The organism is Nocardioides sp. JQ2195 (assembly GCF_012272695.1).
In the GTDB taxonomy this organism is placed as follows: domain Bacteria; phylum Actinomycetota; class Actinomycetes; order Propionibacteriales; family Nocardioidaceae; genus Nocardioides.
The window spans coordinates 3,472,230-3,487,236 of record NZ_CP050902.1; the positions used below are offsets into that span (position 1 = coordinate 3,472,230).

At 69.5% G+C, this 15,007-nt stretch carries 15 protein-coding genes and 2 tRNA genes; 4 read left to right on the forward strand and 13 right to left on the reverse strand.

Going from position 1 to position 15,007, the window contains the following annotated elements:
• Positions 1-3 precede the first annotated feature (3 nt).
• From ncot_RS16480 to ncot_RS16510, 7 genes are all read right to left on the reverse strand, one after another.
• Positions 4-79 (reverse strand) — tRNA-Ala (locus ncot_RS16480).
• Positions 80-186: 107 nt separating this feature from the next.
• Complete coding sequence (locus ncot_RS16485) at positions 187-1,032, reverse strand: hypothetical protein (protein ID WP_168618580.1); 846 nt, start codon at positions 1,030-1,032, stop codon at positions 187-189.
• Between the two features lie 253 nt (positions 1,033-1,285).
• Positions 1,286-1,870, reverse strand: coding sequence for a GNAT family protein (locus tag ncot_RS16490; protein WP_168618581.1), 585 nt, complete (start codon positions 1,868-1,870; stop codon positions 1,286-1,288).
• The gene (locus tag ncot_RS16495) at positions 1,870-2,364 is read right to left on the reverse strand and encodes a MogA/MoaB family molybdenum cofactor biosynthesis protein (protein WP_240937942.1); all 495 of its coding nucleotides are present in this window, start codon (positions 2,362-2,364) and stop codon (positions 1,870-1,872) included. The genes ncot_RS16490 and ncot_RS16495 overlap by 1 nt, the downstream gene beginning before the upstream one ends.
• On the reverse strand, positions 2,361-2,831 hold the full coding sequence (moaC, locus tag ncot_RS16500) for a cyclic pyranopterin monophosphate synthase MoaC (protein WP_168618582.1): 471 nt from the start codon (positions 2,829-2,831) through the stop codon (positions 2,361-2,363). The genes ncot_RS16495 and moaC overlap by 4 nt, the downstream gene beginning before the upstream one ends.
• Positions 2,831-4,048, reverse strand: coding sequence for a gephyrin-like molybdotransferase Glp (gene glp / locus ncot_RS16505; RefSeq protein ID WP_168618583.1), 1,218 nt, complete (start codon positions 4,046-4,048; stop codon positions 2,831-2,833). The genes moaC and glp overlap by 1 nt, the downstream gene beginning before the upstream one ends.
• Complete coding sequence (locus ncot_RS16510; protein ID WP_168618584.1) at positions 4,041-5,420, reverse strand: UTP--glucose-1-phosphate uridylyltransferase; 1,380 nt, start codon at positions 5,418-5,420, stop codon at positions 4,041-4,043. The genes glp and ncot_RS16510 overlap by 8 nt, the downstream gene beginning before the upstream one ends.
• Before the next feature lie 60 nt (positions 5,421-5,480).
• On the opposite strand from ncot_RS16510, the gene ncot_RS16515 reads away from it, so the two are divergent.
• Positions 5,481-6,077: a 5-formyltetrahydrofolate cyclo-ligase gene (locus tag ncot_RS16515; protein ID WP_168618585.1), complete on the forward strand. Its 597-nt coding sequence runs from the start codon at positions 5,481-5,483 to the stop codon at positions 6,075-6,077.
• A 110-nt stretch (positions 6,078-6,187) separates the two neighbouring features.
• On the opposite strand, the gene ncot_RS16520 is transcribed toward ncot_RS16515, so the two are convergent.
• Together ncot_RS16520 and ncot_RS16525 are read right to left on the reverse strand one after the other, a co-directional pair.
• A complete protein-coding gene (locus tag ncot_RS16520; RefSeq protein WP_240937943.1) occupies positions 6,188-8,764 on the reverse strand; it encodes a penicillin acylase family protein in 2,577 nt (858 codons plus the stop codon).
• Between the two features lie 43 nt (positions 8,765-8,807).
• On the reverse strand, positions 8,808-9,170 hold the full coding sequence (locus ncot_RS16525) for an FmdB family zinc ribbon protein (RefSeq protein ID WP_168618586.1): 363 nt from the start codon (positions 9,168-9,170) through the stop codon (positions 8,808-8,810).
• Between the two features lie 136 nt (positions 9,171-9,306).
• Between ncot_RS16525 and ncot_RS16530 the strand changes: the two genes are divergently transcribed.
• Both ncot_RS16530 and ncot_RS16535 read left to right on the forward strand, forming a co-directional pair.
• Positions 9,307-9,960, forward strand: a complete 654-nt coding sequence (locus tag ncot_RS16530; RefSeq protein ID WP_168618587.1) for an SAF domain-containing protein — start codon at positions 9,307-9,309, stop codon at positions 9,958-9,960.
• A 69-nt stretch (positions 9,961-10,029) separates the two neighbouring features.
• Positions 10,030-10,371 (forward strand): MscL family protein, encoded by a 342-nt coding sequence (locus ncot_RS16535; RefSeq protein ID WP_168618588.1) that lies wholly within the window; start codon positions 10,030-10,032, stop codon positions 10,369-10,371.
• A gap of 128 nt (positions 10,372-10,499) precedes the next feature.
• Here the strand turns inward: ncot_RS16535 and ncot_RS16540 are convergent, their stop codons facing one another.
• From ncot_RS16540 to ncot_RS16550, 3 genes are all read right to left on the reverse strand, one after another.
• Positions 10,500-11,414 (reverse strand): DUF559 domain-containing protein, encoded by a 915-nt coding sequence (locus ncot_RS16540; RefSeq protein WP_168618589.1) that lies wholly within the window; start codon positions 11,412-11,414, stop codon positions 10,500-10,502.
• A gap of 206 nt (positions 11,415-11,620) precedes the next feature.
• Positions 11,621-11,899: a hypothetical protein gene (locus tag ncot_RS16545; protein WP_168615750.1), complete on the reverse strand. Its 279-nt coding sequence runs from the start codon at positions 11,897-11,899 to the stop codon at positions 11,621-11,623.
• Positions 11,900-11,930: 31 nt separating this feature from the next.
• Positions 11,931-13,154: an LCP family protein gene (locus tag ncot_RS16550; protein WP_240937944.1), complete on the reverse strand. Its 1,224-nt coding sequence runs from the start codon at positions 13,152-13,154 to the stop codon at positions 11,931-11,933.
• Between the two features lie 146 nt (positions 13,155-13,300).
• Between ncot_RS16550 and ncot_RS16555 the strand changes: the two genes are divergently transcribed.
• Positions 13,301-13,373: transfer RNA gene (locus tag ncot_RS16555), tRNA-Arg, on the forward strand.
• A gap of 217 nt (positions 13,374-13,590) precedes the next feature.
• On the opposite strand, the gene ncot_RS16560 is transcribed toward ncot_RS16555, so the two are convergent.
• Positions 13,591-14,958, reverse strand: a complete 1,368-nt coding sequence (locus ncot_RS16560) for an aromatic acid/H+ symport family MFS transporter (protein ID WP_168618591.1) — start codon at positions 14,956-14,958, stop codon at positions 13,591-13,593.
• Positions 14,959-15,007: the final 49 nt, after the last annotated feature.

A 15,007-nucleotide genomic window follows, 5' to 3' on the forward strand; every position in this document is an offset into this window, starting at 1 on the left:
GCCTGGTGGAGCTTAGGGGATTCGAACCCCTGACCTTCTCATTGCGAACGAGACGCGCTACCAACTGCGCCAAAGCCCCATCGCGTCGACGTACTCACGCGAGTAAAAAAGATAGCACCCCGGCTCGACGACTTCCGAATTGGACCGTGCTCCCGACGGCTCGACGAGCTCGACCACCGGACCCGCTCAGGAGTTGACGACCTGCTTCTCCTCGCCCTGGTCGCGGTCGTCGCGGGCGGCCTGGTCGGCGGCGTCGGACTGGCGGGCCAGCACGGCGGCCTCGTCGGTGCGACCCGAGGTCCAGGCACCGGGCTCACCGAGGTTGATCGTGCGCACGGAGCGGCGGACCGCCGCCGGCTTGGAGACGTACGTCGGCAAGGTCACCGGCAGCGGGTCCCACAGGTCGGGGTCGACCGCGTGGATCGTGGAGGTGTCGGCGGACGGTGCGACCTCGTCGAAGCCCTGGTCATTGCGAGCCACGGCGTAGTCGGCGGGGACGTCTGAGTCGGTCTCCCGGGGTTCGTCCTCGACCACGTCGTCCACCGGAGCGGTGCCGAGCAGCACGCCGTCCGCGGCGATCTCGTTCCTGACCATCACCCGGCACAGCACCAGCCACACGACCAGGAGCCCGCCCGGGACGGCCTGCCAGACCCAACCGATGACGCCGGCCGCGGCGACGGCAGCGACGGCCACGTTGAGCAGGACCAGGAGTGAGAACACCCGACGACGACGCGCGGTCGCGACCCGGGTCGCCTCGCGACGAGCCCGGATCAGCTCCGGCGAGGCAGGTGCAACCGGAGTCGAGGGCTTGACGGTCACGCTGGTGCGGTTGTCGGAACGTCCGGGCTGCACGACGAGGCGGGCGCTGCCCTTCCCGCTCGGCACCCGGCGGGCCAGCACCCGCATGGTGTCGGAGAACCGGTCGACCGACCGACTGCGCGACACCTCCTCGTGGTGACGCAGTGCCTTGGGGATCAGGTAAACAGCCCACGCGATGGCAAGGGCGACGAAGATGATTCCGGACAGGTCCACGCCTCAGAGGTTAGATCGATAGCGCAGCCTGAGACGGATGTCCATAGGTGTGTCGCAAAACAACTCATGTGACCTGTGTGATTCCGCGCTGCTCGCAACGTCATACGTCCTGGCGGCCCCGGCAACCACACCGCATGACGCTGCGGGGCGTCATACGTCCCGGTGGCCCCGGCGACCACACCGCATGACGCTGCGGGGCGTCATACGTTGCGCAGCCTCATGGGGAGCGCGTCGTACGAGCGGGAGAGGTCGGTCAGCGCTCCAGCCGCTTCACGAGCCCACCGGGACACTCCTCGGCCGTGATCGCGAACTGTCGGTGGTCGCGCCACTCACCGTCGATGTGCAGGAATCTCGGCGCATAGCCGACCTCGTGGATCTCGAGCTTCTCCACCACCCGCAGGGAGTTGGTGTTCTCCGGGCGGATGGAGATCTCGATGCGGTGCAGACCGGCCACGAAGAAGCAGTAGTCGATGGTCATCGCCACCGCCAGCGGCATCACTCCACGACCGGCCACGCGTTGGTCGATCCAGTAGCCGATCGAGGCGAACTGCCCCGACCCGCGGACGATGTTGCTCACCGTCACCTGACCGACGAGACGACCCTCGACCTCGACCACGAACGGCATCGCCTGGTCGTCGCGGGCCAGCCTGCTCAACCGCTTCACCATGCCGCGGAAGGTCGCGGGGCGTCCTTTGGCGCCGGGTGGGACGGTGGCGTCCCACGGCCTCAACCAGTCGGCGTTGCGCGCGCGGGCCTCACGCCAGTCGCGCGCGTCCCCCTGCTCGATCGGCCGAAGAGTGACGTCACCGTGCTGCAGGGTGACCGGCCAGTGGCTCATCAGTGGTCGCTCCCGACGACCTGCTCGACGGCGTGGCGCAGCAACGGCTCGAGCACCGCGATCCCGTCCTTCACTCCACCGCGTGAGCCGGGCAGGTTCACCACGAGACACGACCCGGACACCCCCGCCAGCCCGCGGGACAGGGCTGCGGTGGGGATGCCCTTGGCGACGCCGTGGGCCCGGATCGACTCGGCGATCCCGGGCACCTCCCGGTCCAGGAGCGGGCGCGTGGCCTCGGGCGTCCGGTCCGTCGGGGTGAGCCCGGTCCCCCCGGTGGTGATCACCACACGGGCGCCGGCGTCAACGGCGGCGGCGATCGCCTCACCGACCGGATCACCGTCCGGCACGACGGCCGGCTCGGATACCGCGAATCCCCAAGCCTGCAAGGCATTCACGATCAGTGGACCCGTCGTGTCGTCGTAGACCCCGGCTGCGGCACGGTTGGAGGCCACCACGACGGCGGCCGGCAGCGGCGCGGCCGGAGGTGTGGTCACCGGGTCCACTCCCCCGACTTGCCGCCGGACTTCGCCTCGATGCGTACGTCGGTGATCACGGCGCCCTTGTCGACGGCCTTGACCATGTCGATCACCGTGAGGGCGGCGACCGAGACTGCGGTGAGCGCCTCCATCTCGACGCCGGTGCGGTCGGTGGTGCGCACGGTCGCGGAGATGTCGACCGACTCGTCGCCGACGACCAGGTCGACGGTGACGCCCGAGATCGCCAACGGGTGGCACAGCGGGATCAGCGACGGCGTCTGCTTGGCCCCCATGATGCCGGCCAGCCTGGCCACACCGAGGGCGTCACCCTTGGGTACGCCCTCGCCGCGCAGCAGCGCGACGACAGCAGGCGAGACCAGCACGCGCCCGGATGCGGTCGCCTGGCGCGCGGTGACGGACTTGTCGGAGACGTCGACCATGCGCGCTGCGCCGGTCTCGTCGACGTGGGTGAGCCGGTCACCCATCAGTAGGCCTCGTCGAGGAGGAGCACCTGCACCGAGTCACCCGGCTTGAGCGAGGTGACGTCCTCCGGCACCACGATCAGGGCGTTGGAGCTGGCCAGGTCGCCGATCAGGTGGGAGCCGTGCCCACCGACCGGGGTGACCACCGAGGAGTCGTAGTCGGCGCGCACGAACTGCGCACGCCCGTCGGGCGAGGTGAAGCCGTGCGTCAGCCGCGCCGTTCGTGTCGGCCGCTCGTGGGGACGGTGGCCCTGCAGCTTGCGCAGGGCGGGGAGCACGAACACCTGGAACGAGACGTACGCCGACACCGGGTTGCCCGGGAGCGTGAAGATCGGCACCTCGTCGTCACCGACGACGCCGAAGCCCTGCGGCTTGCCGGGCTGCATCGCAACCTTGCCGAACCACATCGTGCCGGTGTCGCGCAGGGCCTCCTTGACCACGTCGTAGTCGCCCTCGCTGACCCCGCCACTGGTGACCACGAGGTCCGCCCGCACGAGCTGGTCGTGCAGTGCCTCGGTGAAGCCGGCCCGGTCGTCGGGCACGGACCCGACCCGGAACGGGATGCCGCCGGCGGCGCGTACGGCGGCAGCGAGCATGAACGAGTTCGCGTCGAAGATCGAGTCGCGCGACAGGGGCTGCCCGGGGTCGCGCAGCTCGCTGCCGGTCGACATCACCACCACCCGCGGCCGCGGCCGGGCCTGCACCTCCGCCCTCCCGGCGGCAGCCAGGAGGCCGATCTGGCGCGGGCCGAGCACGGTGCCCTCGGAGACCAGCACCTCGCCCTTCTCGACGTCGTCGCCCGCGCGACGGATGTGCTGTCCCAGCTTGGGGGGCTGGTGGATCTGCACCTGGGCGACGCCTCGGTCGGTCCACTCGTAGGGCACCACCGCGTCGGCGCCGGAGGGCATCGGTGCACCGGTCATGATCTTCACCGCGGTGCCGGGTGACATCGCGGTCAGCTTCGCCTGACCGGCCCCGATCTCACCGACCACCGGCAGGTGGACGTGGTGGTCCTCGGCCGCGTCGGCGACGTCGTGGAAGACAACCGCATAACCGTCCATCGCGGAGTTGTCGAAGGGCGGCAGCGGCATCGGGGCCACCACGTCCTCGGCGATCGGCAGGCCAGCGGCGTCGAGCAACGACTGGCCGTAGACGCCCAACGGCTCGATCGTGTCGAGGATGCGGGCGACGTGGTCGGCGACAGGGACGAGCTCAGCCATCGAGCACCGTCCCCGTGGCCACGCGCTGGGCGCCGGGCTGTCGATCGAGCGACACCGCGCCGGTCACCGTCACGTTCGGCTCGAAGGTCCAGTCGCCCTCGACCGTCAGTGACTCGGCACCACGCAGCGACGGCGCCCCCTGCGGGAATCGCTTGTCGAACTCCCCGACCAGGCGATAGACGTCCCGGTCGAGGGTGATCAACGGGATCCGCTCGCCGGTCTGCTCCAGCACGAAGTCGGAACCGAGGTCATAGACGTCGGAGCGCAGCACCAACAGGTCGTCGGTGGTCTTCACCGGCACGAAGCGTTCGCGACCCACCTCGATCGTGCGGGCACCCTCGAAGACCTCGATCGCCGCACCCATGGCGGTCTCGATCTGGATCACCTCGGGCGACGACGGGTCACCGGGATCGACGTTCTTCACGTTGCGGATCAACGGAAGTCCCAGCACGCCCTGGCGCTGCACCAGCGCCTGCTTCATCGCGGCCAGGTCGAACCAGAGGTTGTTGGTGGAGGTGAAGCGGTGTCGCTCGAGGTCCGCCAGGTCCGCCTTGTCCCGGTCGAGCGTCTGCGCGGTCTCGCGCAGGATGATCCGGCCGTCGCTCGTGCGCCGGGCGAAGTGACCGCCCTTGCGGTCGGCCGCGGTGCGCCGCACCGCCTCGATCGCGAACGGGGCACCCGACTCGGCGAACCAGCCGGCCACCTTGGGGTCCGGGGTCGCGCCGAGGTTGTCGGAGTTGGACACGAAGACCCGCTCGTAGCCAGCCTCGAGCAGCTGGTCGAGCAGGCCGCTGCCGACCAGGGCGGTGTAGATGTCGCCGTGGCCGGGCGGGCACCACTCCAGCGAGGGGTCCTTCGGCCAGCTCACCGGGGAGAGGTCCTTGACCAGGAGCTTGGGCTCCTTGTTCTGCAGGAACTCCAGCGGCACGCCCTTGACCGGCAGGTCCTCGTAGCGGGCCAGCGCCGCCATGGTGTCCTCGGTGGTGCGGAAGCTGTTCATGAAGATCAGCGGCAGTGGGGCGTCGTAGGCGGCCCGCAGGGAGAGGATCTGGCGGGCGATGATGTCGAGGAACGAGAGTCCGCGTCGCACGCACAGCAGCGACTTGGCGCGGTCCATCCCCATCGAGGTGCCGAGGCCACCGTTGAGCTTGATCACCGCCGTCGTGGCCAGCGCCCGCTTGGCGGCGGCGTCGTCGACGTCGACATCGGCCAGGGCCTCCATGTCGAGCGGCTCGATCGTCTCCTCCGGGATCATCCCGGTCTCGCCGGCCTCCAGGAGTCGGAAGTAGTGCGCGAAGACCTCACGAGCTCCCGGCTCGATCTCGGCTTCGGCCATCTTGTTGAGTGCACGGTTCAGTGCTGAACTGCCCATACGGTCGATCGTAGGCCGCGGGGTGCCCGGGGCAACAACCATGCCCCTAACCTGTGAGACATGCCTGCCCGGAAGTCGGCCCAGAAGATCGCGCAGAAGACGGCGCTGCGCGACCAGCTGCTGACCTCACGCAACCAGCTGTCGTTGGCCGAGCGGTCCTTGGCGGCCACCCGGATCGCCGAGCACCTGCTGGCACTTCCGGAGGTACGCCGGGCAGCCAGCGTCGCGGCGTACGTCTCGATCGGCGCGGAGCCGGGCACCGGGTTGTTGCTCGACTCGTTGATCACCGCCGGCAAGCGGGTGATCCTCCCTGTGCTGATGCCCGACAACGACCTCGACTGGGCGGCGTACGACGGGTCGCTGGCCTCGGCGCGACGCGGCATGCTCGAGCCCACCGGGCCCCGTCTCGGCGTGACCGCGATCGCCACCCCCGAGGTGGTGCTGGTGCCCGGGCTGGCGGTCGGTGCGGACGGGATGCGGCTCGGCCGTGGAGGTGGGTCCTACGACCGGGCCCTGGGCCGGGTGCCGGTCGGCACCTTCACCTGCGTGCTCCTGCACGACGCCGAGCTGCTCGATGCCGTGCCTTCCGAGTCGCACGACCGGCTGGTGACCGCCGCGGTGACGCCGTCCGGCGTACGCCACTTCCGTTCGCCCTAGCCGGGTCCGCCCAGCCGGGTCCGCCCAGCCGGATTCGCCCTACCCGGTTCGGCCCAACGCGGTTCCGCCCATTCCGGTCCGGCGCCCGGTCCCGGCCAGCCGGGGCCGGTCTAGTCGCCCGGGGTCAGCGTGAGCCGGTGCTCCTCACGGGCCTCGACGGCATCCTTCGTGAAGGCCCAGGGCAAGGTCTTCCCCTCGACGAACAGCTCTGCCTGGTCGGTGTAGTTGGCGTGGAAGGCGTGGCCGGAGTTGCCGGTCAGGTTGATCCAGCGCGAGTCGTCGAAGTCGGCCAGCGAGACCACCATCCGCATCGAGGGCGCCGAGGTGACCTCGTAGCCCTCGGCCGCATTCCACGACGTCGCGTTGACCAGCGAGCTGCCGCCACCGATCTTGTGACTGCGGTTGAACAACGCCTCCACTAAGCCGATCCCGGAAGTGCCCAAGGTCTGGTTGCGCAGCTCGAGCCGGTGCAGCTGGCCCCACTCCCACTCGCCGGGTCGTCGTGACATGAGCCGGATGATCTCGTCGCTGGCGGCGAGGAGGGCGGCCCGCAGGATGTCGTCGCGGGTCTCGACGTCGTCGGTGGACCGGTCGTCCCAGTAGGGATCGGCCGGCCGCTCGACGAGGTCGGACACCACGGTCCACCAGCGGCTGCCACCGTCGGGGCGGATCGACTCACGCATCTCGTCGGCGAAGGTCAGCTCGAGCAGGTTCTTCCAGACCACGTTGAAGTAGGCGGCTCCGGCCGAGCCGGTGCCCTGGCGGTGGTCCCATTCGGCCAGCACCTCCTGGCCGTCGTTGCGATAGCCGTCGGGCAACCGGATGTCGAGCAGGTGCGGCACGAGCACGTCGGCCAGCGCCGACCGGTCATCGGTCTGCAGGTCGGTCATCTCGTCGATCGACAGCTCACCTTCGGCAGTGATCAGGTCGCGGATCCGCTGGGAGCGGTAGCCGTGGTCCCAGTCGTCGGTGAGGTAGAGCGGGTAGGAGTCGTCAACCACCGCCTGGTTGGCGGTGACGATGAAGCCCTCCTGCGGGTCGAACAGCTTCGGCAGCGCGTCGAAGGGGATGTACTTCCCACTCCAGTCGTTCTCCGGCAGCCATCCCTCCACGGGGAGCGAGCCGTCGTTGCCGGACTTGCGGATCGGGATGCGACCGGGCGCCTGGTAGCCGATGTGGCCCTCCCGATCGGCATACACCAGGTTCTGCGCCGGCACCGCGAAGTCCGCCGCGGCGGAGCGGAACTCGTCCCAGTTCGACGCCCGGTTGAGCTCGAGGATCGCGTCGGCGGTGTTCGAGGGCTCCAGCGCGGTCCACTTCAACGCCACCGCGTAGCCGTTGCCACGATCGGGTCCGTCCGGTGCGTCTGCGTTGGCGCCGACCGTGCTCAGCTCCTTCGAGACGTCGGAGAGCAGCGGGCCGTGATCGGTCTCCCTCACGGTCAGCTCGAAGTCGTCCGCGTCGCGGACCTCGATGGTCTCGGTCCGCGTCTGCAGCGGACGCCGCTTGCCGTCGTACGTCCAGGAGTCGCCGGCGACCTTCTCGAGGAACAGGTCGGTGACGTCGGGGCCGAGGTTGGTGAAGCCCCAGGCGATGTCGGCGTTGTGGCCGATCACGACTCCGGGGACGCCGGCGAAGCTGAAGCCGGAGGTCTCGAACGGGCAGGCGTCGGAGACAGTGCGGCAGTGCAAGCCGACCTGGTACCAGATGCCCGGCAGGCTGGTGCCGAGGTGCGGGTCGTTGGCCAGCAGCGGGAACCCGGTGGCGGAGTGCTCGCCGTCGACGACCCAGCTGTTGCTGCCGATGCCGTCCCCCTCGCCGAGCAGGGCGGGGATCGCGTCCATGGTGTGCTTCGCCGCGGTGAGCGCGTCCACCTGGTCGGCGGTGTACGCCGGTCGCGCCGGGTTGCGGGTGCCGGGACGCGTGGCGTCGGGTTCGTAGCGACCGTCGACCAGCGCGCCCTGGTTCACGATCGGGTCGTGGTCGGCGAAGGGATAGTCGGGGTAGAGCTGATCCACCTGGTCGGGGGTGTGGTTGACCGAGAGCAGCACACGGGCGATCTCGTCGTCCATGTTGCCGCGCAGGTCCCACGCCATCGCCTTCAGCCAGGCCAGCGAGTCGACCGGGGTCCACGGCTCGGGGTGGTAGTCGAGCCCACCCGCGCGGAGCACGGTGTACTCGAGCGAGATCTCCGACGGTGACCGGCCGTCGAGGTAGGCGTTGACGCCGTCGGCGTACGACTCGAGCGCGGAGCGGGTCTCGGGCGTGAGCATCGCCAGCTCGCGCTCCGCGACGCGACGCCAGCCCATCGTGCGGATCGTCTTGTCGGTCTCCAGGGTGGTGCTGCCGAACAGCTCGGACAGGCGACCGGAGGTGATGTGACGCCGGATGTCCATCTCGTAGAAACGGTCCTGCGCGTGCACGAAGCCCTGGGCCTGCATCAGGTCGGCCGTGGAGTCGGCGTAGATCTGCGGGATGCCGTTGTCGTCGCGGATCACGTCGACGTCGGCGTCGAGGCCGGACACCTCGATCTCGCCGTCCATCTGGGGGAACGAGTGGCGCACCAGCACCACACCGGTGATCGTGCCCGCCAGCAGCACCAGCACGAGGAAGGAACATGCCCAGACCGCCCAGCGAGCGCCCCACGGCCAGGCCCGAAACGCCAGCCAGCGCTCCTGCAGGGTCACCTGATCTCCCGATCCACCCCGGCATTCTCCCCGTGGGGTGGGGTCACGACGCGGAGGACGCGCTGGAGGTGGACGACCCGGAGGTGGAGCTGCTGCTCGAGCTGCTGGAGCTGCTGCTCGTGGAGCTGTTCTTCGACGCGCCGTCCTTGGAGGGGCTGCCGTTGGAGCCGCTGCCGCTGGTCGACTCGCTGCCGCCGGAGCTCGAGGACGTGATCGTCGAGGAGGAGCCGCTGCGCGAGTCGGTGCGGTAGAAGCCCGATCCCTTGAACACCACACCCACGGCGTTGAACACCTTGCGCAGCCGGCCGTGGCAGTTCGGGCAGACGGTGAGCGCGTCGTCGCTGAACTTCTGGACCTGCTCGAAGGCGTGCTCGCACTCGGTGCAGGCGTACTGATAGGTGGGCACTGGCCGGAATCCTCCGAGGAACGTGATCAGGAATGCGTGGTCGGGAGGACTGGCACTCAGTCATCCCGACTGCCAATGATACGGCACCTGTGGAGAACCGATTCACGTCGCTCCGGATCGACCTAGCCTCACCGGCATGGCTGCGAACACTCCCACCGACCTGCGCCGACGCCTCGCCGACGTTCATCACACGATGCGGCGCGCCGTCCTCGGCAGACGCCGCCTGCTGTGTGCCCTGTGCGTGGTCGGAGCCGTGTTCGCCGGGTTGCGGGCCCTCGCCCCGGCGCCGCCGTCCACGGTGCCAGTCACCGTCGCCGCGCGCGACCTGCCCGCGGGCAGCACCGTCGCGGCCGGCGACGTGGAGACGGTCGGCTTCCCCGAGGGCACGGTCCCCACCGACACCAGCGACGCGGCGTACGCCGTCGGACGCACGACGACCGGGCCGCTGCGGCGCGGAGAGCCGATCACCGACGCGCGACTCGTCGGCGCGAGCCTGCTCGAGGGGTACCCGGGCCTGGTCGCGATCCCGGTGCGGATCCCCGACGACGGCGCTGCCGCACTGCTTCGGGTGGGCGACCGGATCGACCTGCTGGCCACCGATCAACGCACCGGCGCCACCGAGCGGGTGGGGGACGACATCCCTGTCATCGCCCTGCCGCACCGAGACGTCTCAGGGCAGCAGAATGCGCTCGCCGGGCGCCTGATCGTGGTCGGCACCACGTCCGAGCTGTCCGAAAAAGTAGCTTCTGCCTCGGCGACGCGTTATCTCACTGCCACGATTTCACGCTAGCGTGTGCTGCTGTCCAATGCCCCCTCAAGCACCTGGAGGGGCACCCAATCCTGAGAAGGAGAACCCAAAGTGGATGGATTCAAGAACTTCCTGCTTCGCGGGAACCTGGTGGAGATCGCCACCGGTCTGATCATGGCGCTGGCGTTCGCCGACGTGGTGAGCACCTTCACCAACTGGCTGACCGCCCTGCTGCCCGACAGCCTCGACGACGTCTTCAGCAACGAGCTGAACTCGTTCGGCGCCTTCCTGAACGCCGTGATCGCCTTCATCATCATGGGTGCCGTCGTCTACTTCCTGGTCGTGGTGCCCTACACCAAGGCCAAGGAGCGGTTCTTCCCGAGCGAGATCGCCGGACCGACCGAGCTCGACCTGCTCGCGCAGATCCGCGACCAGCTCGCCGCACGTCCCTGATCCACCTGTTCCACTGACGAGGTCCGTCCCTTCGGGGGCGGGCCTCGTTCGCTCTTCCAGCCCCACGCCGGCGCGCCACCGCGGTCCGACCGACATGCAGCTGACCCGTATGCCGACCCGGCCCACGCTCAGCTCAAGGCGAAACCACCGCAGCTGCATGTCGAACGGATCGCCAGTCCCCGGACCATGGCCACACGCACCTCGTCCGGCTTGAGCATCACGTCCTCCCAGACGAAGCGCCAGACGATCCACCCTGTCGTGGTGAGCCACGTATAGCGCCGGCAATCCACCCGGAACATCTCCTTCGATCCGTGGAAGGCAAAGGACTCGGCCTCCACCACGATCTTCCGGGCCGCGTCGGCGAGGTCGACCCGGTGCTCTCCGATCTGCACCTGCGCGACGACGTCCAGCCCGGGCACCGATCGAGCAATGTGACGCAGGCAGGTCTCGAAGGCGTTGGCGGATCGGCCGTCGCCCTGCTCGATCACACGACGCACCCTGCTCCGGGCGATGGCCGGCAGTTCCAGGGCGGCGGCGAGCAGGACCGTCCGACTCTGGCCCTTGCGCAGCGCCGCATCCACGACGCACAACGCATCACGCTCCGGCAGGTCGCGACAGCAGTCGAGCACGGTCTGGACCAGCGTCGTCACTCGGCCTGTTGAGTGGTTGCCCCATCCCCGGCCGACCTCGACCACGCTGGCCGCCGGTAGGTTCCGCCACTTGATCGACACGCCCTCCCGGCGTTCCGGAGCGATCTTGCGGTTGCGGGGCACGGTCAGTTCCGGAGTCACCTCCTCCCCCGGCGCAAGGCACAGGTCCAGCTCCCAGAACTGGGCAGCGCTGCGACCGCTGACCACCGCGCTGAGACGGTGGGCCTCACGCCAGGCGGCATCGAGGCCGGGCACGGCATACTTCCCCTTGCCGCAACGGACGATCGCGCCGTCGGACAGGGCTTGCTCGATCTCGCTGCGCCGACAGAAACGACGCAGCCGGGCCGTCGTGGCGCAGCCACCCAGTTGAGCCAAGGCGTAGGCCGCGTCCATGGAGGCAGTCTTGCTCCCGGCGCGGTTCGACGCGAACGCCTGTCCACAGGCGCTCCGTCCGCGGTCCCGACCGACATGCAGTTGGCCCGTACGCCGACCGAGCCCACGCTCAGCTCGCGGCGGAACCACCGCAACTGCATGTCGAACGGACCCCAGGGGTCGAGCTGGGAGACACGCTCAGGCCACAGCCAGGCACGGCAGAGGCGTCAACCGTGGTGGGGCGGGACCTGGGAGCGGTACCAGTCGTCAGGCTTGCCCTCGTCGTTGCCGCTCGAGCGCTCGTCGCCGGTGGTCTCGGGGAGCACGTCACCGAAGATCGCGGCCAGTCGCTTGCGTCGCTGCCACGGTGTCTCCCTCGGTGGCGACGTCTCCCGCTCGTCGGCCGGGTCCGAGCCGCCCGGGTCCGAGCCGCCCGGGTCCGAGCCGGCCGGGTCCGAGCCGGCCGGGTCCGAGCCCGGCGGGTCCTGGTCGTACGGCTGGGTCATCGGGCCATCATCCCACTGGGTCCGGGCCGACTCAGCCACACAGGCCGTTGGCGGCAGCCATCTCGGCCTGGTCGGAGGTCTCGGAAGGCGTCGTGGAGGGGGGCGACGGCGTGTCGGAGGCGTCGGCGGACGGGTCGTCCGTGGGTGACTCGGACGCGTCCGCATCGGGGCTGGCGGTGGAGCCCGGCCGGTTCTCGGCGGTGATGACGTCGGTGGTGAGGCGCTTGCTCAGCGGCTCGTCGTACCGCATCTTCTTCCAGAGCTCGTTGGCGGCCGGCTCGTCCCAGACCAGGCGGTTCGGGTCGGGCTCGTAGAACTTCCACGGCACGGTGATGAACTTGATGTTGTCGGTGCCGATGTGCTGGAACTCGCTGGCCAGGTCGGCGATCTTCTTCGGCGAGCCCAGGCGCTGGTCGACGGTCAGGGACTTCATCGCCGCGCTGAGGAAGCTGAAGAGTCGGTCCGGACGCCCCAGGACGCCCTTGGACATCACCTTGTTGGCCATCGCTGCGACGAACGCCTGTTGCCGCTTCATCCGGCCGATGTCGCCGTTGCTGGAGATGTTGTGCCGGATGCGGACGTAGTCGAGCGCCTCCTGGCCCTTGAGCTCACGGGTGCCGGCGTCGAGGTGGATGTTGCCCACGGGGTCGTCGACGTCCTCGGGGATGCAGACCTCGACACCGTCGATCGCGTCGACCATGTCCCTGAACCCGTTGAAGTCGACGACCACGAAGTGGTTGATGCGCACCCCGGTCAGCTGCTCGAACTGTCGGATCGTGCAGGCCGGGCCGCCGTAGGCGAAGGCCGAGTTCCACATGTCGAACCCGCCGGGGATCGCGTTCATGTCGTCGTCGTAGCAGGTGGGTCGCTCGACCATGCCGTCGCGCGGCAGGCTCACTCCGTAGGCGAACTTCCGGTCTCCGGAGAGGTGCATGACGATCGTGGTGTCGGAGCGTTGACCCCCACCGGTGAGGCCGTCGATGTTGTTGCCCGCGCCCTCACGGGAGTCGGACCCCATGATCATCACGTTCAACGGCTTGCCCGGCGTGGTCAGGTCGGCCTCGTCCGGCCGCTCGCCGAGCTGCTGGTCGACGTTGAGCACGTTGAGGTTCTCGGTGAGGTGCCGATAGGTGTAGACGCCGAAGAGGGCGAACCCGAGGGTGAGGGCGAGGATGCCGTAGCCGAGGACGCTCAACAGGCGATGCTTCTGCTCGGCCTGTCCGCGGTGTCTGCCGCTCGGTTCGTTGTCGCTCACTCGGTTCTTCTCGCTGGTTCGAATCGGGGTGCGGGGCGCTGCGCCGGTTGAACGGTAGTGCAGCCGTCCAAATTGTGCGGTTGAACCCGCCATCCACCAAAACCTCGGGCGCATGGCAATATGTCCGACGGTGCCATCGGCACCACGCCCCAGTAGCTCAGTGGATAGAGCAGCCGCCTCCTAAGCGAAAGGTCGCAAGTTCGACTCTTGCCTGGGGCACACGGTCTTCCGGACCGCCCGACGACGGGCCCGACAACGGAGTGCTCTCCGCTGCCGGGCCCTCGGCTCTCCCCCTGCCTGGCCCTCGCTCTCGCTGCCGGGCCCCGGCTCTCCGCCCACCGGCCCGCACCGTGTCGATCTCGTCGCGCAGGAGCGACCTGTCCTCGCTGCGGACCCTGGGCTCCGGCTCGGCAGTGAGGGGCCCTCGGGTCGGAGGTCAGGCCGGCACGGCATCCCGGGCTGCCGTGGCCTCGTGGTGCCCGGCATCGGCGGTCGGCGTACGACCTCGGGCCACGCCCCGGACGCTGACGGTGACCAGGGCGCCCACGATGCTGATCACGGCGAACACCTGGAACGCCGTGCTGCCGCCGACGCCGGCGCTCACGAGGATCCCGCCGATCACCGGTCCCACGATCCCGCCCAGGCGGCCGAAGCCCGCGCACCAGGCGACGCCCGCGGCCCGCGCGGTGGTCGGGTAGTAGTTCGACACCAGTCCGTAGATCAGCACCTGCGTGCCGATGGTTCCCACCCCGGCCACGGCGACCGCGGTCAACAGCACGCCAAACGGGAGACCGAGCGGCATCAGCAACAGGGCCAGCGCGGCCAACACGAACGTGGTCGCGACCACGCGTTGCGCACCCACGCGATCGGCCACCCAGGAGGCGATCAGGCCACCCACGATGGCCCCCAGGTTGAGGATCAGCAGGAACGCCAGTGCGTAGTCCTTGCCGTAGCCCTTGCTGCCCATGATCTGCGGGAGCCAGGTGTTGAGGCCGTAGGTCAGGAGCAGCCCGGAGAAGCTCATCAGGCCCAGGAGGACGGTGGGCACGAGCAGGGGTCGCGCGGCCAGCGCTGCGTAACCGACCTTGGCGGGCGCGGCCACCTCGGTGTCGGGGCCGCCGACAGGGCTCGGCAACGGGATACCGGTACGCCGGGACACCTCCGCGGCCCGCTCCTCCTCCCCGCGGGAGAGCAGCCACAGCGGTGACTCCGGCAGCTTCGCCCAGGCGAGCGGCAGCAGGAACAGGACCGGGAGGGCGCCGATCCAGAAGAGACCACGCCATCCCGCCACGTCGTTGAGCACGATGGCGGCCAGCGCAGCGAGGACCCCGCCTGCCGGGACACCGCTGTAGACGAACGCGTTGTAGCGATTGCGGCGGTCGGCCGGGGCGAACTCCGCCACGAGCGCCCCGACGGTGGCCACGAGCGCGCCCACGCCGATCCCGGTGAAGAAGCGGCCGGCGCCGAACGCGACCACGCTCGTCGTCGTCGCCGTCACGGCCATGCCGAGCGAGAACCACGCGATGTTGACCAGCATGATCCGGCGACGCCCGACCCGGTCGCCGATGGCGCCCGCCGTCAGCGCGCCCACCAGCACCCCGAAGAGTGCCCAGCTGCCGAGGGTGCCGGCCTGCGCCGGGGTCAGCGCGCCGATCTGGCTCTTGTCCGCCAGCAGGGTGGGGACCACGGTGCCGTAGACGACCAGGTCGTATCCGTCGAAGAGAAGGGCGGTGAAGGAGAGGCCGACCACCCATCCCAGGGTTCGGCTGCGGCGGGCTTCCGCAGTGGCTGAGGTGCTGGTCATGGAGAACTCCGATTCAGGGGGTGATTCCGGACATTCCCGTCACCCTGAC